Source organism: Pseudomonas sp. RT6P73 (assembly GCF_054897715.1).
Genome location: NZ_JBUBUV010000002.1, coordinates 126,592 through 147,676 on the forward strand (window position 1 = coordinate 126,592; position 21,085 = coordinate 147,676).

Annotated in this window: 21 protein-coding genes and 4 tRNA genes; 14 read left to right on the forward strand and 11 right to left on the reverse strand. The window is 58.9% G+C overall.

Annotated features, from left to right (window positions below):
- The first annotated feature begins 5 nt into the window (after positions 1–5).
- The 7 genes from rluD to ACYZT6_RS00835 all read left to right on the forward strand — a co-directional run bounded on the left by rluD (position 6) and on the right by ACYZT6_RS00835 (position 5,099).
- On the forward strand, positions 6–968 hold the full coding sequence (gene rluD / locus ACYZT6_RS00805) for a 23S rRNA pseudouridine(1911/1915/1917) synthase RluD (RefSeq protein ID WP_007942311.1): 963 nt from the start codon (positions 6–8) through the stop codon (positions 966–968).
- Positions 965–1,690 carry a peptidoglycan editing factor PgeF gene (gene pgeF / locus ACYZT6_RS00810; protein WP_462025340.1) on the forward strand — a complete coding sequence of 242 codons (726 nt, stop codon included), beginning with the start codon at positions 965–967 and terminating at the stop codon, positions 1,688–1,690. Before rluD ends, pgeF begins: the two co-directional genes overlap by 4 nt.
- Positions 1,691–1,820: 130 nt before the next feature.
- A complete protein-coding gene (gene clpB / locus ACYZT6_RS00815; protein WP_462025341.1) occupies positions 1,821–4,385 on the forward strand; it encodes an ATP-dependent chaperone ClpB in 2,565 nt (854 codons plus the stop codon).
- Positions 4,386–4,683: 298 nt separating this feature from the next.
- Positions 4,684–4,759 (forward strand) — tRNA-Asn (locus tag ACYZT6_RS00820).
- A 9-nt stretch (positions 4,760–4,768) separates the two neighbouring features.
- Positions 4,769–4,845 (forward strand) — tRNA-Pro (locus ACYZT6_RS00825).
- Positions 4,846–4,850: 5 nt separating this feature from the next.
- Positions 4,851–4,926, forward strand: a tRNA-Lys gene (locus ACYZT6_RS00830).
- A 96-nt stretch (positions 4,927–5,022) separates the two neighbouring features.
- Positions 5,023–5,099 (forward strand) — tRNA-Pro (locus ACYZT6_RS00835).
- A gap of 267 nt (positions 5,100–5,366) precedes the next feature.
- Here ACYZT6_RS00835 and ACYZT6_RS00840 read toward each other — a convergent pair.
- The 5 genes from ACYZT6_RS00840 to ACYZT6_RS00860 all read right to left on the reverse strand — a co-directional run bounded on the left by ACYZT6_RS00840 (position 5,367) and on the right by ACYZT6_RS00860 (position 8,834).
- Positions 5,367–5,765 carry an HvfA family oxazolone/thioamide-modified RiPP metallophore gene (locus tag ACYZT6_RS00840; protein ID WP_438659586.1) on the reverse strand — a complete coding sequence of 133 codons (399 nt, stop codon included), beginning with the start codon at positions 5,763–5,765 and terminating at the stop codon, positions 5,367–5,369.
- A gap of 333 nt (positions 5,766–6,098) precedes the next feature.
- Complete coding sequence (locus ACYZT6_RS00845) at positions 6,099–7,397, reverse strand: NAD(P)/FAD-dependent oxidoreductase (RefSeq protein WP_462025342.1); 1,299 nt, start codon at positions 7,395–7,397, stop codon at positions 6,099–6,101.
- Positions 7,398–7,457: 60 nt separating this feature from the next.
- Positions 7,458–7,631 carry a DUF3094 domain-containing protein gene (locus ACYZT6_RS00850; protein ID WP_032833555.1) on the reverse strand — a complete coding sequence of 58 codons (174 nt, stop codon included), beginning with the start codon at positions 7,629–7,631 and terminating at the stop codon, positions 7,458–7,460.
- A gap of 52 nt (positions 7,632–7,683) precedes the next feature.
- Complete coding sequence (locus ACYZT6_RS00855) at positions 7,684–8,211, reverse strand: MOSC domain-containing protein (protein ID WP_462025343.1); 528 nt, start codon at positions 8,209–8,211, stop codon at positions 7,684–7,686.
- Complete coding sequence (locus ACYZT6_RS00860; protein WP_109634930.1) at positions 8,208–8,834, reverse strand: DUF1780 domain-containing protein; 627 nt, start codon at positions 8,832–8,834, stop codon at positions 8,208–8,210. The genes ACYZT6_RS00855 and ACYZT6_RS00860 overlap by 4 nt, the downstream gene beginning before the upstream one ends.
- A gap of 251 nt (positions 8,835–9,085) precedes the next feature.
- Between ACYZT6_RS00860 and ACYZT6_RS00865 the strand changes: the two genes are divergently transcribed.
- From ACYZT6_RS00865 to ACYZT6_RS00875, 3 genes are read left to right on the forward strand one after another with little or no spacing between them, the layout of a single operon-like run.
- Positions 9,086–10,450 (forward strand): aromatic acid/H+ symport family MFS transporter, encoded by a 1,365-nt coding sequence (locus ACYZT6_RS00865; protein ID WP_462025344.1) that lies wholly within the window; start codon positions 9,086–9,088, stop codon positions 10,448–10,450.
- Positions 10,447–11,667: a benzoate/H(+) symporter BenE family transporter gene (locus tag ACYZT6_RS00870; RefSeq protein WP_462025345.1), complete on the forward strand. Its 1,221-nt coding sequence runs from the start codon at positions 10,447–10,449 to the stop codon at positions 11,665–11,667. The genes ACYZT6_RS00865 and ACYZT6_RS00870 overlap by 4 nt, the downstream gene beginning before the upstream one ends.
- Before the next feature lie 16 nt (positions 11,668–11,683).
- Entirely contained in the window at positions 11,684–12,952 is a 1,269-nt protein-coding gene (locus tag ACYZT6_RS00875) for an OprD family porin (RefSeq protein ID WP_462025346.1), read from the forward strand.
- 8 nt (positions 12,953–12,960) lie between these two features.
- Here ACYZT6_RS00875 and ACYZT6_RS00880 read toward each other — a convergent pair whose 3' ends face one another.
- Positions 12,961–13,203: a DUF2790 domain-containing protein gene (locus ACYZT6_RS00880; RefSeq protein ID WP_462025347.1), complete on the reverse strand. Its 243-nt coding sequence runs from the start codon at positions 13,201–13,203 to the stop codon at positions 12,961–12,963.
- Between the two features lie 783 nt (positions 13,204–13,986).
- Here ACYZT6_RS00880 and ACYZT6_RS00885 point away from each other — a divergent pair.
- Complete coding sequence (locus ACYZT6_RS00885; protein ID WP_462025348.1) at positions 13,987–14,676, forward strand: energy-coupling factor ABC transporter permease; 690 nt, start codon at positions 13,987–13,989, stop codon at positions 14,674–14,676.
- Between the two features lie 63 nt (positions 14,677–14,739).
- The gene (locus ACYZT6_RS00890; protein WP_131061760.1) at positions 14,740–14,955 is read left to right on the forward strand and encodes a hypothetical protein; all 216 of its coding nucleotides are present in this window, start codon (positions 14,740–14,742) and stop codon (positions 14,953–14,955) included.
- A 3-nt stretch (positions 14,956–14,958) separates the two neighbouring features.
- Here the strand turns inward: ACYZT6_RS00890 and yacG are convergent, their stop codons facing one another.
- The 5 genes from yacG to pilB are packed head-to-tail and all read right to left on the reverse strand — an operon-like array spanning position 14,959 to position 19,570.
- Positions 14,959–15,159 (reverse strand): DNA gyrase inhibitor YacG, encoded by a 201-nt coding sequence (gene yacG, locus ACYZT6_RS00895; RefSeq protein WP_462025349.1) that lies wholly within the window; start codon positions 15,157–15,159, stop codon positions 14,959–14,961.
- Complete coding sequence (gene coaE, locus ACYZT6_RS00900) at positions 15,156–15,779, reverse strand: dephospho-CoA kinase (RefSeq protein WP_131061762.1); 624 nt, start codon at positions 15,777–15,779, stop codon at positions 15,156–15,158. Before coaE ends, yacG begins: the two co-directional genes overlap by 4 nt.
- Positions 15,776–16,648 (reverse strand): prepilin peptidase, encoded by an 873-nt coding sequence (locus tag ACYZT6_RS00905; protein WP_462025350.1) that lies wholly within the window; start codon positions 16,646–16,648, stop codon positions 15,776–15,778. Before ACYZT6_RS00905 ends, coaE begins: the two co-directional genes overlap by 4 nt.
- Position 16,649: 1 nt before the next feature.
- Positions 16,650–17,867: a type II secretion system F family protein gene (locus tag ACYZT6_RS00910; protein WP_462025351.1), complete on the reverse strand. Its 1,218-nt coding sequence runs from the start codon at positions 17,865–17,867 to the stop codon at positions 16,650–16,652.
- A gap of 2 nt (positions 17,868–17,869) precedes the next feature.
- Complete coding sequence (gene pilB, locus ACYZT6_RS00915; RefSeq protein ID WP_462025352.1) at positions 17,870–19,570, reverse strand: type IV-A pilus assembly ATPase PilB; 1,701 nt, start codon at positions 19,568–19,570, stop codon at positions 17,870–17,872.
- Positions 19,571–19,795: 225 nt separating this feature from the next.
- Between pilB and ACYZT6_RS00920 the strand changes: the two genes are divergently transcribed.
- Together ACYZT6_RS00920 and ACYZT6_RS00925 are read left to right on the forward strand one after the other, a co-directional pair.
- Complete coding sequence (locus ACYZT6_RS00920) at positions 19,796–20,209, forward strand: pilin (RefSeq protein WP_462025353.1); 414 nt, start codon at positions 19,796–19,798, stop codon at positions 20,207–20,209.
- A 314-nt stretch (positions 20,210–20,523) separates the two neighbouring features.
- The gene (locus ACYZT6_RS00925; protein WP_438659568.1) at positions 20,524–20,877 is read left to right on the forward strand and encodes a BON domain-containing protein; all 354 of its coding nucleotides are present in this window, start codon (positions 20,524–20,526) and stop codon (positions 20,875–20,877) included.
- Positions 20,878–21,085 lie beyond the last annotated feature (208 nt).

Sequence of the window (21,085 nt, forward strand, 5' to 3'; positions counted from 1 at the left end):
TGAGCATGTCCGATAAAATTGAACTTCGCGCAGAGGTGCCGTCCGAATTGGGCGGCCAACGCCTCGATCAAGTCGCCGCACAATTATTCGCTGAGCACTCGCGCTCGCGCCTTTCCGCCTGGATCAAAGACGGCCGCCTGACTGTGGATGGGGCGGTTATCCGCCCGCGAGACATCGTTCATGGTGGCGCCATTCTTGAACTGACTGCCGAGCAGGAAGCTCAGGGCGAATGGATCGCTCAAGACATCGAGCTGGACATCGTCTATGAAGACGACGACATCCTGGTGATCAACAAACCTGCGGGCCTGGTGGTGCATCCTGCCGCCGGTCACGCGGACGGCACCTTGCTCAACGCCTTGCTGCACCACGTGCCGGACATTATCAATGTGCCCCGCGCCGGTATCGTGCATCGTCTGGACAAGGACACCACCGGTCTGATGGTGGTGGCCAAGACCATTCAGGCGCAGACACAGCTGGTCACGCAATTGCAGAGCCGCAGCGTAAGCCGGATCTACGAATGCATTGTGATCGGTGTGGTGACTGCCGGCGGCAAGATCAACGCGCCGATCGGTCGTCACGGCCAGCAACGCCAGCGCATGGCTGTGATGGAAGGTGGCAAGCAAGCCGTCAGCCATTACCGCGTGCTCGAGCGTTTCCGCTCCCACACGCACGTGCGGGTGAAGCTGGAAACCGGTCGTACGCACCAGATTCGTGTGCACATGGCTCACATCAACTACCCGCTGGTCGGAGATCCTGCCTACGGCGGTCGCTTCCGCATTCCGCCGGCAGCCAGTGTGACCATGGTCGAATCGTTGAAGGCGTTCCCGCGTCAGGCGCTGCATGCGCGGTTCCTGGAGCTGGATCACCCGACCACCGGTAAACGCATGAGCTGGGAATCGCCACTGCCGGACGACTTCGTCTGGTTGCTGACCCTGCTCAAGCAAGACCGTGAGGCGTTCATCGGATGAGTGACTGGCTGATTCCCGACTGGCCTGCGCCTGCCGGGGTGAAAGCCTGTGTGACCACCCGTGCGGGCGGCGTCAGTCTGGCGCCGTTCGACAGCCTCAACCTCGGCGATCACGTCGACGACAGCCCCGAAGCTGTTGCCGAAAACCGCCGGCGCCTCACCGATCTTTTTTCTATTCAACCGGCCTGGTTAAAGCAGGTTCACGGCATTGTCGTGGCTCATGCCGACCCGAGTCTGGTTGCTACCGCTGACGCCAGCTGGACGGCAACCCCCGGGATTGCCTGCGCGGCAATGACCGCCGATTGCCTGCCGGCCTTGTTTTGCGATCGCGCCGGGACTCGCGTTGCGGCGGCCCATGCCGGATGGCGTGGATTGGCGGCGGGTGTGCTCGAAGCCACCCTCGACAGTCTAGATGTGCCACCAGAAGAAGTGCTGGTCTGGTTCGGCCCGGCCATTGGCCCGCAAGCTTTTGAAGTCGGCCCCGAAGTACGCGAGACCTTCGTCCAGCAACTGCCCGAAGCGGCCAAAGCCTTTGTGCCTAGCCAAAACGCAGGCAAGTTCATGGCTGATATCTACGAGCTGGCGCGTCTACGTCTGGCCGCTCGCGGTGTCACCGCTGTTTATGGTGGCGGTTTCTGCACCGTGACCGATCCTCGCTTCTTTTCTTACCGCCGCAGCCCTCGCACCGGTCGGTTTGCCTCCCTGATCTGGCTCGAAGACTAGACTTCTCTGATCTGCATCAACTGATCGACGCTTGAAACTCCCAGAATCGACCGCATCTATAACGGTATCTGGCAGGTTTCTTCATTCAGGATGTTTTATAGGTCCGGCCTGCTCAAAAGGAAGGTGACCCATGCGTATAGATCGTTTAACCAGCAAATTGCAGTTAGCTCTATCCGACGCCCAATCGCTGGCCGTCGGCCTTGACCATCCCGGCATCGAGCCGGCGCACTTGATGCAGGCCATGCTTGAACAGCAGGGTGGTTCGATCAAACCCCTGCTGATGCAGGTCGGTTTCGACGTCAACAGCTTGCGTAAAGAGCTGACCAAAGAGCTCGACCAGCTACCGAAAATCCAGAACCCGACCGGCGACGTGAACATGTCGCAGGACTTGGCGCGCCTGCTCAACCAGGCCGATCGCCTGGCCCAGCAGAAGGGCGATCAGTTCATCTCCAGCGAATTGGTGCTGCTCGCCGCGATGGACGAGAACAGCAAGCTCGGCAAGTTGCTGCTCGGCCAGGGCGTCAGCAAAAAAGCCCTGGAAAATGCCATCAACAACTTGCGCGGTGGTGAGGCCGTCAACGACGCCAACCACGAAGAGTCGCGCCAGGCGCTGGATAAGTACACCGTCGACCTGACCAAGCGTGCTGAAGAAGGCAAGCTCGATCCGGTGATCGGCCGTGACGACGAAATTCGCCGGACCATTCAGGTCCTGCAACGCCGCACCAAGAATAACCCGGTGCTGATCGGCGAACCTGGTGTGGGTAAAACCGCCATTGCCGAAGGCCTGGCCCAGCGCATCATCAACGGTGAAGTGCCGGATGGCCTCAAGGGCAAGCGCCTGTTGTCCCTGGACATGGGGTCGCTGATTGCCGGTGCCAAATACCGCGGTGAGTTCGAAGAGCGCCTCAAATCCTTGCTCAACGAACTGTCGAAGCAGGAAGGGCAGATCATTCTGTTCATCGACGAACTGCACACCATGGTCGGCGCCGGTAAAGGCGAAGGCTCGATGGATGCGGGCAACATGCTCAAGCCTGCGTTGGCTCGCGGCGAGCTGCACTGCGTTGGCGCGACCACGCTCAACGAGTACCGCCAATATATAGAGAAGGATGCGGCCCTCGAACGGCGCTTCCAGAAAGTCTTGGTGGACGAGCCGAGCGAAGAAGACACCATCGCGATTCTGCGTGGCCTCAAAGAACGTTATGAGGTTCATCACAAAGTGGCGATCACCGACGGCGCCATCATCGCCGCGGCCAAGCTCAGCCATCGCTACATCACCGACCGTCAATTGCCGGACAAGGCCATCGACCTGATCGACGAAGCGGCCAGCCGTATCCGCATGGAGATCGACTCGAAGCCGGAAGTGCTTGATCGTCTGGAGCGCCGCCTGATTCAACTGAAGGTGGAATCCCAGGCGCTGAAGAAAGAGAGCGACGAAGCTGCGATCAAGCGCCTGGAAAAACTCAAGGAAGAAATCGTTCGTCTTGAGCGTGAATATTCGGACCTCGAAGAAATCTGGAACTCGGAAAAAGCCGAAGTCCAGGGTTCTGCGCAGATCCAGCAGAAAATCGAACAGTCCCGTCAGGAACTGGAAGCAGCACGCCGTAAAGGCGACCTGAACCGCATGGCCGAGCTGCAATACGGGGTCATCCCGGATCTGGAGCGCAGCCTGCAAATGGTCGATCAGCATGGCAAAAGCGAGAACCAGTTACTGCGCAGCAAGGTGACTGAGGAAGAAATCGCCGAAGTCGTCTCGAAGTGGACCGGCATTCCGGTGTCGAAAATGCTCGAAGGCGAGCGCGACAAGCTGATGAAAATGGAAAGCCTGTTGCACCAGCGCGTGATCGGTCAGGACGAAGCGGTGATCGCGGTTTCCAACGCGGTGCGGCGCTCGCGAGCCGGGTTGTCCGACCCGAATCGCCCGAGCGGCTCGTTCATGTTCCTCGGCCCGACCGGTGTCGGTAAAACCGAGCTGTGCAAGGCGCTGGCCGAGTTCCTCTTTGATACTGAAGAGGCGATGGTGCGGATCGACATGTCCGAGTTCATGGAGAAACACTCCGTGGCCCGGCTGATTGGTGCGCCACCAGGCTACGTGGGCTATGAAGAGGGCGGTTACCTGACCGAGGCGGTGCGTCGCAAGCCTTACTCGGTGATCCTCCTGGACGAAGTCGAGAAGGCCCACCCGGATGTGTTCAACATCTTGCTGCAAGTGCTGGAAGATGGCCGCCTGACCGACAGCCATGGCCGCACGGTGGATTTCAAGAATACCGTGATCGTCATGACGTCCAATCTGGGCTCGGTGCAGATCCAGGAACTGGTCGGTGATCGCGAAGCGCAACGTGCGGCGGTGATGGATGCGATTTCCACGCACTTCCGGCCGGAGTTCATCAACCGGGTCGACGAAGTGGTGATCTTTGAGCCATTGGCGCGGGATCAGATCGCGGGCATTACCGAGATCCAGCTGGGTCGTCTGCGCAGTCGCCTGACTGAGCGCGAGCTGAAACTGGAGCTCAGCCCAGAGGCCATGGACAAGCTGATCGCGGTGGGTTACGACCCGGTGTACGGCGCACGACCGCTCAAACGAGCGATTCAGCGCTGGATCGAGAACCCGTTGGCGCAGCTGATTCTGTCCGGTCGTTTCATGCCCGGCGACACGGCTGTCGGCACGGTGGAAAACGACGAAATCGTATTTGCCTGACCCGCTACGGCAGTGAAATAAACAAGGCCTCGCATCGCGAGGCCTTTTTTTCGTCAGGTTGTTGAACTGAAAGGAAAAGGCTTGTAAAGTGCGCCCCGCAGTAAGTCACCCGGAAGGGTTTCTGCTCCCCAAGCAGGAATCTGAAATAAGTTGCAAATCATTAACTTGAATGCAATTTAAGGGGTTGACAGAGGTGCTTAAGATTGTAGAATAGCGCGCCTCAGACACACGAACGCAGTGATGCGAACGGGTCGAAGAGGTGAAGCAAGCTTCACAGTTGTAAATTGAAATATGTAGTTCCGTGATAGCTCAGTCGGTAGAGCAAATGACTGTTAATCATTGGGTCCCAGGTTCGAGTCCTGGTCACGGAGCCAATTTCAAACCGGGGTATAGCGCAGTCCGGTAGCGCGCCTGCTTTGGGAGCAGGATGTCAGGAGTTCGAATCCCCTTACCCCGACCATTTTTGGGTCGTTAGCTCAGTTGGTAGAGCAGTTGGCTTTTAACCAATTGGTCGTAGGTTCGAATCCCACACGACCCACCATTTTTGAAACCAGTTAACGCTGGGATCAGATCTTAAGATCAGAGGCCAAAAGCACTGATCGAAGAAGGCGACTTGTGAAGGTCGCCTTTTTTTTACCGGGGTATAGCGCAGTCCGGTAGCGCGCCTGCTTTGGGAGCAGGATGTCAGGAGTTCGAATCCCCTTACCCCGACCATATTAAAAATCCTCGTATCGAAAGATACGGGGATTTTTTTTGCCCTCGATTTTTTGTCTTCGAAAAATAACACTTTCAGTCATCGTACAACTTGACGATAACGAGGCGACGGGGTACTGCCGAAACAACGCCCCTTTTCCAGGCCACTACAAGCTTTCTCAGCTGGCCGCTTCATTGCACACCATGGTGCAGCGCTTCCAGGTGTAAATCCGCAGACGAAAAAAACCGCGCTTCCCGAAGGAAAAGCGCGGTTTGATGCTTGGAAGCTTAGGCGCCGTCTTGGTCTTTCAAGTGCTCGAACAGACCTTTTGGCATTTTCTTGCCGTTGGCTTCGTAGTTGGCTTTCACGTTATCGAAGGCTTCTTGCTCGTCGATGAAGCCATCATGGTTGGTGTCGATCTTGTCGAAGTTGGACTTCGGCGCGACTTTCTGGAATTCGGCGCGGGATACCTTGCCGTCGCCATCCGTATCGGTCTTCGCCATCGAGGCATCGCCACACTTGCCTTCGCCGCATTTGCCTTCAGGGGTTTTCACCACTTGTTCAGCCGAGGCCAGCAGGTAGCCCTGAGTCAAAGGCTGCGCAGCGAATACGGAACCGGACAACATCATGCCACCCGCCAGAACAGCGCCGAGCAGACCAATAGTGTTTTTGGTAGTACGGGACATTTCAATACTCCTGGGTTGCACGACACAACCGTTCGATAAAGGACGCCACGTGAGTGCGGCGATAACCGTAGCGGGCGAGTTGCCTTGCTCGGATGTGGCCATTTAAAGGGCGGGGTGTATCGCTACTGTGTCGCGCAAGGGGGGAGTTTGTAAGCGAAGGGGATGGATCGCGGGGGGAGATACAGTGAGACACAGAAGTGTTGACCGAGGCGCCTGCATCGCGGGCAAGCCACGCTCCCACAGGTTATGTGTCGGACTCGGATTTCATGGTCGACACATAACCTGTGGGAGCGCGGCTTGCCCGCGATGAGGCCCTAATGGACGCTGAAGATCTTAATGCAGCTTCAACCGCGGCTCAGTCCCACGCCCGATCTTGCTGCCCAGCATCAGCATCGCCGTGCGAAACGCGCCATACAGCGCCATCTGGTGCATGCGATACAGCGACACGTAAAACATTCGCGCCAGCCAGCCTTCAAGCATCACGCTGCCGGTCAGGTTGCCCATCAAGTTACCCACAGCCGAAAAACGCGACAGCGAGATCAGCGAGCCGTAGTCGGTGTATTTGTACTCCGGCAAGGCCTTGCCTTCGATCCGCAGTTTCAGCGATTTGGCCAGCAACGAAGCCTGCTGATGCGCGGCCTGCGCGCGCGGCGGTACGTTGCGGTCGGTGCCCGGTTGTGGGCAGGCCGCGCAGTCACCGAAGGCGAAGATGTTTTCGTCGCGGGTGGTTTGCAGGGTCGACAGCACTTGCAGTTGGTTGATGCGGTTGGTTTCCAGGCCATCGATGTCCTTGAGGAAACCCGGTGCACGAATACCGGCGGCCCAGACTTTCAGGCTGGCGTTGATCACTTTGCCGTCGGCGGTGATCAAGCTGTCGGCGGTCACTTCGCTGACCGCCGAATTGGTCATGACGTTGACCCCGAGTTTCTCCAGGGTTTTATGCACAGGCCCGCCGATGCGTTCCGGCAGGGCTGGCAGCACCCGTGGTCCGGCTTCGATCAGGGTGATGTGCATGTTTTCCGGTTTGATCCGGTCCAGACCATAGGCCGCCAGCTCGTGCGCAGCGTTATGCAGCTCAGCGGCTAGTTCAACCCCGGTGGCACCCGCGCCGACGATGGCGACGCTGATCTGCTCGACCTTGTCGGTCTGTCCGGCATGGGCGCGCAGGTAGTGATTGAGCAATTGCTGATGGAAACGCTCAGCCTGCTTGCGCGTGTCAAGGAACAGGCAATGCTGCGCGGCGCCTTGAGTGCCGAAATCGTTTGTGGTGCTGCCAACGGCAATCACCAGCGAGTCGTAAGCCACTTCACGCGCCGGGACCAGTTCCAGGCCGGCCTCGTCGTAGGTGGCGGCCAGCTGGATTTTCTTCTGCGTGCGATCGAGCCCGCTCATGCGCCCCAGCTGGAACTCGAAGTGGTTCCATTTCGCCTGGGCAACATAGTTGAGTTCGTCTTCGGAAGAGTTCAGCGACCCGGCCGCCACTTCGTGCAACAACGGCTTCCAGATGTGGGTCAGGTTCGCGTCGACCAGCATCACACTGGCTGTGCCACGTTTGCCCAGAGTCTTACCCAGACGGGTAGCCAACTCCAGACCGCCGGCGCCGCCGCCAACGATGACAATACGATGAGTCATGGGGATATCTCGCAAGGCTAAAAGAAATCGGTGCAATTACCCTCGCGAGCGCAATGCTGCTCATAGCGTCAGGTAACTGATAAAGCGGCTCAACAGGCCTAAACCAATGGTCACTGCCAACACCACCACCAGGAGCATCCACGGCCGGAAAGGCCGGCGCTCGACTTGGTGCTGGGACAGGTGCAGGTACTCTTCGACATGCTTCTGGTCGTCGGGGTTCAGGCGGCTGGTCATATTGGGCCTCGTCAGGTAGACGTTGCTGAATGTGTAGAAGCTACAGGCTGATTTAACGAACGTTGAACGGAGCATAGCCGCTGGCTGGAACAGGCTCGACGCACACCGTATCGTCCAAGCGAATGATTCCACCTTGTAACACTCGGGCCGTGATTCCGCCATGTCCGCGAACGGCCTGAAACGTCCCGGGGCCGAGGTTGTTCTGAAGACGCGCGCACGGCTGGCACCAGCCGGTGGTTTCGAACATCGCCTGGCCAATGCGAAAGCGACGACCCTTGAGGCTGAACAGGTTGATACCGCTGATAACGAGGTTGCGCCGCAAATCATTAGGCAAGACCGGTTTGTCGTCCGCACGGCCCATCAGCGAACTGATCACCGCCAGATGCTCCCACTGGATCAATGTCACCTGCCGCGCGTTACGGATACCGGGGCGGGCTCGGTCGCCGGTCAGGCCGGCTTCAAGTCGCGCCTCCACGGCATCCAGTTCGATCATCGGCACATGAGGTTCCGGACGCACGCCGATCCAGCGCACGCGGCCCATTTGCGGAACTTCGGCGATTAATTCCTGCAACGGACTCACAGGCTGATCCCGACGTCGAAGACGATGCTGCGACCCAGGTTGTTGCGCAGGAAATCCGGCGCGTCCGGGTGGGCGAAAAGCACCCGGGCGAACGTGGGGCCGACCAGCGACAGCGAACGCCAGCCCTGACGCAAGTATTCGGTCGGTGGCGGGAAATGGCTGTTGAGGTCCAGCACCTCACGCTTGAGGCTGGCGAACGCGATGATGTCGAGTTCCCCCAGGTCCATGCCGCGTTCTTTGTAGTTGTGCGCTTTTTTACGCAAGGTCGGCGCCAGTCTCAGCAGAAACTCGTTGGCCGGAATGCGCCGGGGCTTGGCTTCACGACGCACGAGCTGGCTCAGGGAAAACGCGCTGCGCCGGCGTTGCAGCTCATCGCGCCATTCGTCGTTGAGGCGCCGGCCTTCGTCGAGGACGAAGAACACCTCGAAACTGGCGTCACGAAACAGCACGTCCGGCGGCTCCCCGGCGGGGGCGAACTCGTCGGCGCGATAGGGAATATTCAGGCCTTGCAGCAGGCGCTGGCAGACCCAACGCTCACGCTCCCATTTGCGGGCATTGGACAGGAACGCGTTGGCTTGCTCGGCCGCGATGGTCAGCAGGCGTAAATAATCTGAGTCATCCATAGGCCCAAGCTTAGCGTTCAAATGCGATCGCAAAGAAGTCAGTTTATCGGAGAAGGTCAGATCTGCCGGATCTGCGGCGCGCCATCCCTGCGCCAATCCTCATCTTGCGCCCGGTTCAGGGCAACGCACAAAACGGATAGCGATCTGCGCAAAGCGGATATTGCCCCGTGCCTGGCGCCTCTACCCTCGGCTGTACGGACGTTCGCCGCGTTACCGACGCTCTAAAAAAACAACAACAAGAGATAAATGCCATGCGCAAGATTGACGTACATGAGGTTATCGACAACGCACGATTCAACCGCTTTCACTGGATGGTGCTGTTCTGGTGTGCCCTGATCATCATCTTCGACGGTTACGATTTGGTGATCTACGGCGTGGTGCTGCCGATGCTGATGAAAGAGTGGGGGCTCAGTCCCCTGCAAGCGGGCGCACTGGGCAGTTACGCACTGTTCGGCATGATGTTTGGCGCGCTGTTCTTCGGGCCGCTGTCAGACAAGATCGGCCGCAAAAAAGCCATCACGATCTGCGTGATTCTGTTCAGCGGTTTCACCGTGCTCAATGGTTTTGCCCGTAACCCCACCGAGTTTGGCCTGTGCCGGTTCATCGCTGGCCTGGGCATTGGCGGGGTGATGCCCAATGTCGTGGCGCTGATGAACGAGTACGCGCCGAAGAAAATCCGCAGCACGCTGGTGGCGATCATGTTCAGCGGCTACTCGGTGGGCGGCATGCTCTCGGCGGGGCTTGGCATCGTGCTGATCCCCAGTTTTGGCTGGCAATCGGTGTTTTACGTAGCGGTGCTGCCGTTGCTGTTGTTGCCGCTGATCATGTACTTCCTGCCCGAGTCGGTGGGTTTCATGCTGCGTCAGGGGCGCAATGAAGAGGCGCGCCACATTCTGGAACGGATTGATCCGGCTTACGTCGCCCACGCGAGCGATCTGTTGCACATGAGCGAAGTGAAGGGCACCGGCACCCCGGTCCTGCAATTGTTCCGCGAGGGTCGGGCTCTACGCACATTGATGCTGTGGCTGGCATTTTTCTGCTGTCTGCTGATGGTCTACGCCCTGAGTTCCTGGCTGCCGAAACTGATGGCCAACGCCGGTTACAGTTTGGGCTCGAGTCTGTCGTTCCTGCTGGTGCTCAACTTCGGCGCCATTTTTGGCGCGGTCGGCGGCGGTGTGCTGGGGGATAAACTCAACCTGCCGCGGGTGTTGGCGGTGTTCTTCGCCGTGGCTGCTGTATCGATCACCTTGTTGGGATTCAACAGCCCGACGCCGGTGTTGTACTTGCTGATCGCCATCGCCGGCGCCACCACCATCGGCTCGCAGATTCTGTTGTACGCCTGCGCCGCGCAGTTCTACTCCATGACCATTCGCTCCACCGGTCTGGGCTGGGCGTCGGGTATCGGGCGCAACGGTGCCATCGTCGGTCCGCTGCTGGGCGGTGCGTTGCTGGGGATCAGCCTGCCGCTGCAACTGAACTTCATGGCCTTTGCCTTGCCCGGTGCGGTGGCCGCGATTGCCATGACCGTGTTCGCCATCAGCAGTCGACGCCGTGCCAAACAGACGTTGCCGGGTTTGCACGGATCGTCTGACGGGGCGGTCGGCGAAGCTTCATGAAAAGGTTATTTCAGGACTTTTCCCTGTCAGCGGCCGTCGCCGGTTTCATCGCCACGGTGATTTCCTACGCCGGGCCGTTGGTGATCATTTTTCAGGCGGCCGAGGCGGCGCATCTCTCGCGGGAAGTGTTGTCGTCCTGGGTCTGGGCGATTTCCATCGGCAGCGCCTTGCTGGGCATCGGTCTGAGCCTGCGTTATCGCGTCCCGGTGATCATCGCGTGGTCGGCGCCGGGCTCGGCGTTGCTGGTGGCGTTGTTGCCGGGGATCTCCATGCCGGAGGCGGTGGGTGCCTATCTGGTCAGCAGCCTGATCATTTTTCTGGTCGGGGTGTCGGGTGCCTTTGACCGGATCATCGGCAAACTGCCCGCGGCCATTGCGGCGGCGATGCTGGCGGGGATTCTGTTCAGCTTCGGCACCGGGTTGTTTGTGTCGCTGCAGGGCAAACCGGTGCTGGTGCTGGCGATGTTTGCCACGTACCTGATCTGCAAACGGCTGATGCCGCGTTATGCGGTGGTGATGGTGCTGCTGGTGGGCTGCTCGATGGCTTTTCTCGCCGGTGATTTGCACAGCGAAGCCTTGGTGATCGGTTTGGCCACGCCGGTGTGGATCACCCCCGTGTTCAGCATCAGCGCGACGCTGAACATCGCCTTGCCGTTGGTGATGGTGGCGCTGACCGGCCAGTTTGTGCCCGGCATGACGGTGCTGCGCGCCAGTGGTTACGCCACGCCGGCCGGCCCGATCATCGCCAGCAGTGCGTTGGGCACAGCGCTGTTGGCGCCGTTCGGTTGTCACGGGCTGAATCTGGCGGCCATCACCGCGGCGATTTGTACCGGACGCGAGGCCCATGAAGATCCCGGCAAACGCTATGTGGCCGGGGTTGTGGGCGGGCTGTGCTACCTGGTGCTGGGGATCTTCGGCGCCACTCTTGTTTCGCTGTTTTCAGCGTTCCCCAAAGAACTGATCGCGGCCCTGGCGGGGCTGGCGCTGTTCGCTGCGATTGCCGGGGCATTGGCTGGCGCAATGGCGGTGCCGAGTGATCGCGAAGCCGCGTTGGTGACCTTTCTGACCACCGCGTCGGGCCTGTCGTTGTTGGGTTTGTCCGCCGCTTTTTGGGGGCTGATTTTCGGCATGGTCACGCACCTGTTGTTAAACGCCCGCCGTCCCGTTCCCCGCCGCGAATCCGCTGCGGCTGAAGCACTTCAACCTGTCGATCAATAAAAATAAGAGAAAAAACATGAAACAGATTTTTCCAACAACCGGGTCAGCGTTGTCCATGGCTGTCGTCTCGAGTTTCTCCGCCGGAGCGATGGGAGCCGAGGGCGGCTTCATCGAGGACACCACGGCGACCTTGCAAGTGCGCAATTACTACTTCAGCCGGGATTTTTCCGACATCGTCGGGGCGAACAAACAGTCGAAGGCTGAAGAGTGGGCGCAGGGCTTCATCCTCAACGTCAAATCCGGTTATACCCAGGGCCCTGTCGGTTTTGGTGTCGACGTCATTGGCCTGCTCGGCCTCAAACTTGACAGCAGCCCGGACCGGGTCAATACCGGATTGCTGCCGGTGCAGGATGACGGGCGTGCGGCGAATGATTACAGCCGACTGGAGGGCGCGTTGAAGGTGCGAGTCTCCAAAACCGAACTGAAGGTGGGCGAACTGCAACCCAACCTGCCGGTGCTGGCCTTCAGTGATATCCGCTTGCTGCCGCCCAGCTATCAGGGCGCAAGCATCAGCTCGAACGAGATCAATGGTCTGACGCTGCAAGGGGGGCACTTGAACTCGACCAGCCTGCGCAACGAGGCCGGCGACGAAAAGATGCAAGCCATGCTCGGTCATGTACCGCAGCGACAGGTCAGCAGTGATGGCTTCAACTTTGCCGGCGCCGATTACGCCTTCAACGATAAACGCAGCTCGGTCAGCGCCTGGTTCGGGCAACTGGAAGATATCTACAACCAGCGCTTTCTCGGCCTCAAGCACAGCCAGCCGGTGGGCAACTGGACCCTGGGCGCCAACCTCGGCTATTACGATTCGCGCGAAGACGGCAAAAAGCTGCTGGGCAATATCGACAACCAGGCGTTCTTCTCCTTGCTGTCGGCCAAGCGCGGCGGCCACACGTTTTATCTCGGCTATCAGGGGATGTTCGGCGACAGCGCCTTCCCGCGAGTCTTTGCCAACATCTCACCGCTGGGTAACGAGGTGCCGACCTACGAGTTTGCCTACACCGACGAGCGTTCCTGGCAGGCGCGTTATGACTACGATTTCGCGGCGCTCGGCGTGCCGGGGCTGACCAGCACCGTGCGCTATATCAGCGGCAACAATGTCGATACCGGCCAAGGGTTCGAGGGCAAGGACCGAGAGCGTGATCTCGATCTCGGCTATGTGCTGCAAAGCGGCAGCCTCAAAGGCCTCGGGATTCGCGTGCGCAACGTGATGGCGCGCTCCAACTACCGCAGCGATATTGATGAGAACCGGCTGATCCTCAGCTATACGTGGACGCTGCTCTGAGGTGCAGATCACAGGCTGCTGACGCAATTACCCATCACTTGATACGTCACGCGATGGGTCTGGCCCTGGTGATCGATGTAGACCATGGTCGCTGGCACGACGTCGCAGGCGGTGGCGGTGTCTGTCACTGACACCACTTCGGCGATGTCCAGCGGCTGTGCCGGGTTGTAACGGGTGGCCGCTGGCTCGTTGCCGGCGGCCATGGCCGAGGTGGCGACAACGGTCAGAAACAGGCTGATCAGGGTTTTCATTTTGTGCGCTCGGGGTTGATTCGGATGCTTGAAGTTTAGTCTTTGGCAGTGAGTGATAAAGAGGGCTGGGTTTGATTCAGCTTTACGTAGAACGTAACAATCGCTGATGTTTGATGGGGGGCATATCCGATTCTGCGGTAATGGCGACTTATGGTTTCGCTTTTATAGCAAGTCACTTTCGAAAAAGCCTGCGCGGCCCGGCGCAAAGTAACCAAATGTGCTCTTGCCCCTTTCGTTCGGTGCCTCGCTCCGGTCCTGCTCCGTGGGCCCGCCACTATCGGCCATCCATGGCCGGGGGCGGCTAACCCGGCATCCTTGCCGGGTTGCCCACTGCGCAGAACCGGAACGAAGCCTCTCGAGGGTGCGACTACCGCCACAGCAACGCGAGGCGGCCTTCGGGCCGACCTGGCTCTTCGGGCGTATGCATTTCCCCTGTGGGAGCTAGCCTGCTAGCGATGGACGTTAACGATTATGCGTGCGGTCTGAATGAACGCGGTGTCTGGACATCCATCGCTAGCAGGCTAGCTCCCACAGGGATTTTTGGCGGGCATGACATGGGTGTTCACTGCCGATGACCGGGACGGACAACAGCTCGGCTATCAGGCAACCTTGCTTTTGATCTTGATCTGCCCCGTCGGAAGGCCGGAACCCATAGCAGCCGTTACCGCAGAAACGGACACGCTCCCAATCATGGAGCCCCCTCTCGAAATCGAAGCGCACTCAAAGCCCGGTGTAGACTGAGGGTCTGTTCTCTTTCGGCAAGACAAGGGAGTGTGCCCAGCCATGATCGGCGCCGAGTTACTGTCACCAGAAACCCTCGTTACGGGCTGGTTGATCTATGTCCCGGTGCTGATCTGGGCCGTTGCCCGAGCGCCGTGGGTCGAACTGTTCAGCGACAGGCGCCGCCAGCATCTGTTGTTCGGCACGGTGTTCGCGCTGTTCATGCTCTGGCTGGTGCGACGCGATTTCGATACCGGCGTGTCCTACCACTTTATCGGCATGACCGCCGTGACCCTGTTGCTCGACTGGCCACTGGCGATTGTCGGCGGGCTGGTCGCGCAAGCGGGATTGGTAGCGCTCGGGCGCCAGGATCTGCTGGCGATGGGGGTCAACGGCGCGTTGTTCATTCTGCTGCCGGTGCTGGTCACCGAGTGTTGCGCGATCCTGGTGGAGCGGGCGCAGCCGCGTAATCCCTTTGTGTACATCTTTGTTTCCGGTTTCTCCGCCGCAGCCCTCTCGGCATTGTTGTGCCTGGTGTTGGCGCTGACGTTGCTTTGGTATGACGGAGTTTTTGCCATGCCTTATTGGCTCGAGGATTTTGTCGGCTATCTGTGGCTGATCATTTTTCCGGAGGCGTTCATCAACGGCATGATTGTCAGCGCGCTGGTGGTGTTCAGTCCGGAATGGCTGGAGACCTTCAATCGCACACGCTACCTCTCGGCGCCCTGGAAGGACGACGATCCCAACTCTTGATCCACATCAAATGCAAAAACCGCTCACGAATCCATGCTCGGGAAAACCTTCAGGAGCATCGAAATGAGTGTCTACGAATGGGCAAGGCAGGAATTGCGTCAGAGTCTGGATGGCGCGCAGGAAGTGGGATTTGATCCGGGATTGAGCTTGCGCGCCTTGCTCAGTGCGGTGGTGCAGCAGAGCAAGGCTGTGCGCAGTGCCGAAGACCTGGCCGACGAGTTGCGTTTTCTCGCGGAAAACCTCGATGAAGGCCAGGACTACGGCTTTATGCGGCCCTGAGAGTCAGTGGCGCGGTTCGAAGTCTTCGCTGAACAGGTCGTCTTCGGCATCCGGGCTGACCGGAATCTTGTGTTCTTCCGACGCCCAGGCGCCCAGGTCGATCAGTTTGCAACGGTCCGAACAGAACGGCCGGAATTTACTCTCCGGGCTAAATTCAACGGGGGCGCCGCAAGTTGGGCATTCGACGGTTGGGATCTGGCTCATGACTGGCCTCCACGCAAAGTAAGGTAAAAGTGATGCAGGCGTTCGACCTCGCTGTGCAGCCAGGCGAGGTCGCGGTCGTTGACCACCACATCGTCGGCGTGGCTCACGCGGTCCTGGCGGCTGGATTGCGCCTTGAGGATCGCCTGGACCTGTTGCTCGCTGGTCTGGTCACGCTGCAAGGTGCGTTCGATCTGTAGCTGTTCCGGGGCATCGATCACCAGGACCCGCTGGGTCATGGCGTACTGGCCGGACTCGATCAACAGCGGCGAAACCAGAATCGCGTAAGGCGATTGTGCCTTGGCCAGGTGGTCGGTGATTTCCTTGGCGATCAGCGGATGCAGCAACGCTTCGAGCCAGCGGCGTTCCTCCGGCACTTCGAAGATCAGCTTGCGCAGCGCTGCGCGATCCAGCTGCCCATCGGCTTGCAAAACGCCGGGGCCGAAATGTTCGGCGATCGTTGCCAGTGCCGGGCGACCCGGTTCCACCACCCAGCGCGCCGCATGATCTGCGTCCACTGCGTGCACGCCCAGATCGATGAAGTGCTGGGCCGCCGCGCTTTTGCCGCTGCCGATGCCGCCGGTCAGGCCGAGAATCCAGGGTTTTTCCACAGGGGTATTCATTTCAAACCGACAAACTGCCAATAGAAGCCGGTTATTTGACCACCCCAGAGCAAGGCAATCCAGCCGGCAATTGCCAGAAAGGGTCCGAAGGGGATCGGCGTCGAGGTATTCGCGTTGCGCAGGCGCAGCAAAATCACCCCGATGATCGCCCCAACGAGCGATGACAAGAGGATTGTCAGCGGCAACATCTGCCAGCCGCCCCAGGCCCCGAGCATGGCCAGCAGCTTGAAATCGCCGTGGCCGATGCCGTCTTTGCCGGTCAGCAGCTTGAACAGCCAGAACACCGACCACAACGTCATATAACCGGCTACCGCGCCCCACAGCGCGTCATGCAATGACACGAACAGCCCGAAACTGTTGACGATCAATCCCAGCCACAGCAGCGGCAGCACCAGCACATCCGGCAACAGTTGGTGCTCGGCGTCGATCAGACTCATCGCCAGCAAGCCCCAGGTCAGCACCAGCACCATGCAGGCTTGCCAGCCGAAACCGAAATGCCAGGCGATAAACGCCGAGAGCAGACCACAGGCCAGTTCGGTCAGCGGGTAGCGCTTGCTGATCGGCGCCGCGCAGTTCGAGCATCGACCCCGTAAAAACAGATAACTGAGCAGCGGAATGTTTTCCCAGGCTCGGATGCGATGGTCGCAATGCGGGCATTGGGAATGAGGCAGCATCAGGTTGTAGGCCGGGCCCGGAGCCTCGGGCGGTACGCCCAGTACGTCATGGGCTTGCAGCCGCCATTCACGGTGGAGCATTTTCGGCAGGCGCCAGACCACCACGTTGAGAAAACTGCCCATCAGCAGGCCGAGCGCCAATGCGATGACCACGAAGACCAGCGGATAGAGGGTCAGGATTTCGTTCAAGGGCATGTCAGATCGCTGCGCCGAGTTGGAAGATGGGCAGGTACATCGCAACCACCAGGCCACCGACAATAACACCCAGCACCACCATGATGAACGGCTCCATCAGGCTGGTGAGGTTGTCGACCATATTGTCCACTTCATCCTCGTAGAAGCTTGCGACCTTATCGAGCATGTCGTCCAGTGCACCGGATTCTTCGCCAATGGCCGTCAGCTGAATCGCCATGCTGGGAAAGATGCCGGAGGTGCGCATTGAGAAGTTCAGCTGCATACCGGTCGACACGTCCTGCTTGATGCGCAGCACCGCACGCTTGAACACGATGTTGCCGGTCGCGCCCGCCACCGATTCCAGGGCCTCGACCAGTGGCACGCCGGCGGCGAACGTGGTCGACAGGGTACGGGCGTAACGGGCCACGGCAGACTTGTACATCAGCGTGCCGATCAGCGGCAGCTTCAGCAGCCAGGTGTCCATCCGGTCCCGAAAGGCCTGAGATGTTTTAAAGGCGTGGCGTACACCGAAGAAGGCGGCGATCAACACGCCAAGCAACATCCACCACCACGCCTGCATGAACTCCGACAAGCCGATGACCATCACGGTGAAGGCCGGCAATTCGGCGCCAAACCCTTTGAACACCGACTCGAACTGCGGCACCACCTTGACCAGCAGAATCCCGGTGACAATGATCGCCACGAAGACCACTGCCAGCGGGTAAGTCATGGCTTTCTTGATCTTGGCCTTGAGGCTTTCGCTCTTTTCCTTATAGGTCGCCACCCGTTCGAGCAAGGTGTCCAGAGCGCCGGCCTGTTCACCGGCGTCCACCAGATTGCAGTACAGCTCATCGAAATACTGCGGCTTTTTGCGCAGGGACGCGGCGAAGCTGTTACCCGCCGCGACTTCCTGTTTCACCTCGTCCACCAGCTTGCGCATGGACGGGTTATCGAAGCCTTCACCGATGATGTCGAACGACTGCAGCAGTGGCACGCCGGCTTTCATCATGGTCGCCATCTGCCGGGTAAACAGGGCAATTTCCTGAGCCTTGATACGTTTGCCAAAGCTGAAAATCGAAGCGGACTTCTTGCGCACCTTGCCGGGGTTGACCCCTTGCTTGCGCAACTGGGCCTTGATCAGCGCCGGGTTGAGGCCGCTCAACTCGCCGGTCATCTTTGTGCCTTTCCTGTCCGTGCCTTCCCAGGCGTAGACGCTGATTTTTGCTGCTTTGACCGCCATGTTCAGTCCTTGGTGACCCGGTTGATTTCTTCAAGGCTGGTGACGCCTTGCATGGCCTTGATCAAGCCCGAGGTGCGCAAATCATTGAAACCGTCCTTGCGCATCTGGATGTCGATTTCCAGCGAATTGCCTTCGGCCATGATCAGCCGTTGCAGGTCCGGTGTGTTCTTGACCACCTCATAAATCCCCACTCGCCCTTTGTAACCGCCGTTGCACTGATCGCAACCGACCGGCTCATAGATCGTGAAAGAGCCGATGCGTTCCTCGGGGAAGCCTTCCTTGATCAGCGCTTCGCGGGGAATCTCGATGGGTTTCTTGCAGTGGTTGCACAGTTTGCGCGCCAGGCGCTGGGCGATAATCAGGGTGATCGACGTCGCAATGTTGAAGCCCTGAATGCCCATGTTGTGCAAGCGGGTCAGGGTTTGCGCCGCGCTGTTGGTGTGCAGAGTGGAAAGCACCATGTGCCCGGTCTGGGCGGCCTTGATGGCGATCTCGGCGGTTTCGAGGTCGCGGATTTCACCGACCATGATCACGTCCGGGTCCTGACGCAGAAACGAACGTAGCGCTTGTGCGAAATCCAGCCCTTGCTTGGGATTGACGTTGACCTGGTTGATGCCTTCCATGTTGATTTCCACCGGGTCCTCGGCGGTGGAGATGTTGATGTCCACGGTGTTGAGGATATTCAACCCGGTGTAGAGCGACACGGTCTTGCCTGAACCGGTGGGCCCGGTGACCAGGATCATGCCCTGTGGCTGCTTCAGCGCGGCCATGTACAAGTCTTTTTGTTCAGGCTCGTAGCCGAGGGCGTCGATGCCCATTTGCGCGCTGGACGGGTCGAGGATCCGGATCACCACTTTTTCGCCCCACAGGGTTGGCAGGGTGTTGACCCGGAAGTCGATGGATTTGGTCTTGGACAGGCGCATCTTGATCCGCCCGTCCTGGGGTTTGCGCCGCTCGGAGATGTCGAGGCTGGCCATGACTTTCAGCCGCGCCGCGATGCGGTTGGCCAGTTGGCTCGGCGGCTTGGCGACTTCTCGCAGCATGCCGTCGGTGCGCATCCGCACGCGGTAGGTTTTTTCGTAGGGCTCGAAATGCAGGTCGGACGAACCGCTTTTGATCGCATCGAGCAACATCTTGTGGACGAAGCGCACCACCGGCGCGTCATCGGCATCCTGGCCCGGGATGGAATCCTTTTTGTTGTCATCGACCGACTCGATGTCCAGCCCATCAAGGTCAACATCAGCCATGTCTTCCAGGCCGGTCGATTGGCTGTCGAAGAATTTATCGATGGCATCGCTGAGTTTATCGTCCTCCACCAGAATGGCTTCGGTGTTCAGCCCGGTGCTGAACTGGATGTCATTGATGGCTTGGTGATTGGTCGGGTCACTGATCCCCACGAACAGCTTGTTGCCGCGTCGCCAGAGGGGCAGGGCGTGGTGCTGACGAATCAGTTTCTCGCTGACCAGCCCTCGGGGTTGGGTGTCCTTGTCCAGGCAAGTGAGGTCAAGCAGCGCCATGCCGAAATGCTCCGAGGCAATCTCGGCAACCTGTCGGCTTTTCACCAGTTTGTTCTGCACCAGGTAACTGACCAGGGAGATTTTGGTGCGTTGGGCTTGCTGATACGCCTGTTGCGCGCTTTGGTCAGTCAGCAGTTCGGCCAGGACCAATTGCTTGGCCAGACCGCTAAGGGCGATGTCATTCATTGGGATACCGGACGCAGACAGTTCATGACTTATAGCCTAGTCAAGGAGCTGAGCCAAACCAGCGGCCGTCAGGTGACAATTAGTGTCAGATAGTGCGGATCCTGAGGGTAGGAAAGGTCTGTGCCTTGGCTTCGCACCCCGCCAACAGGGGGCGGGGTGCTTGGCACGGGCTGTGCTGAAGCTATTTCAGATCATGAGATTTCGACTCATGCATGGAGCCTGTCTATGAATACTCAAAAAGGTTTTACCCTGATCGAACTGCTGATCGTGGTGGCGATCATCGGGATTCTGGCGACGTTTGCGTTGCCGGCTTACTCGAAGTATCAGGCGCGGGCCAAGGTAACGGCCGGCCTGGCAGAGATCACCGCGTTGAAAGTCCCGTTTGAGGACCTTATGAACTCCGGCACCAACCCGGATCTGACGAAGGTCGGTGGAACCGCCACAACCTCCAACTGCACAACCACGGCAGCGGGTGTCGCGACTGATGGTACCGGCTCTATCGGTTGCACGATTCTCAATGCGCCCGGTCCGGTATTGAGTAAAACGATCACCCTGTCGCGCACGTTGACTGGCTGGACATGCGCCACCACCGTTGCGCCTGATTACGCGCCGAAAGGCTGTAACGCCACCGGGACATAGTTTCTCGACGGTTTAATGAGTGCCCTGTCTGCAGAGACGGGGCATTTTTTTGCCTGTCAGAAAGTAAAACCAGGCCAAAGAAAGAAAACCCCGACAATTCATGGCCTTAGGCCCACGTCAAAACCTGCAACTTGCATGTAGAGAATCTCGAAGTCATGCATTTTGCATGATTCCGAAAATCGGCCTATTTCATAAGTAGCTGTTTTATAAGGATTTATTGGCTGTCTCAAAGTTGGCACAGCGTTCGCAATATACCCAGTAACCCTGCTGACAAGACACGCAGCAGACTTTCTAGAAAAACAGGAGTTACTCGTATGAAGAAGTTCGCTATCGCTGCCGCTACTGCTACCGCGCTGACCCTGACCATGGCCAACGCTGCATTCGCTCAAACCCAGGCGACCCAGGCTCCAATGGTCCTGGCTGCCGGTGAAGTCACCGAAGCAAAAGCAGATGTCTCCGATACCTGGATCACCACCAAAGTCAAAGCAGACCTGGTTACCGAGAAAGGCATTCCTGGCACTGACATCAAAGTTGAAACCAACAAAGGTGTTGTTTCCCTGTCTTCCACCACTGCCGTGACTGAATCTCAGAAAGACGTCGCAGTGGCTATCGCCAAGAAAATCAAAGGCGTTAAAGACGTATCCGCTGCCGGCCTGAAAGCCGAGTAAGGCAAGACTTCTCGCCTGGACTGGGAGAAGGCGCGACAAGCGGGCTGAGCAATACGCTTGTCGTCTCTGGAGAGTTCATGCGAAAGGCCACAAGGATGTGGCCATTACAGGCCTCCGACATTCGTGTCGGGGGCCTGTTCTATTGTGGATTGCGTGGACCCGGAAAGATCGCAGCCTCGTTTCACTCGACAGCTCCTACAAAGGATCC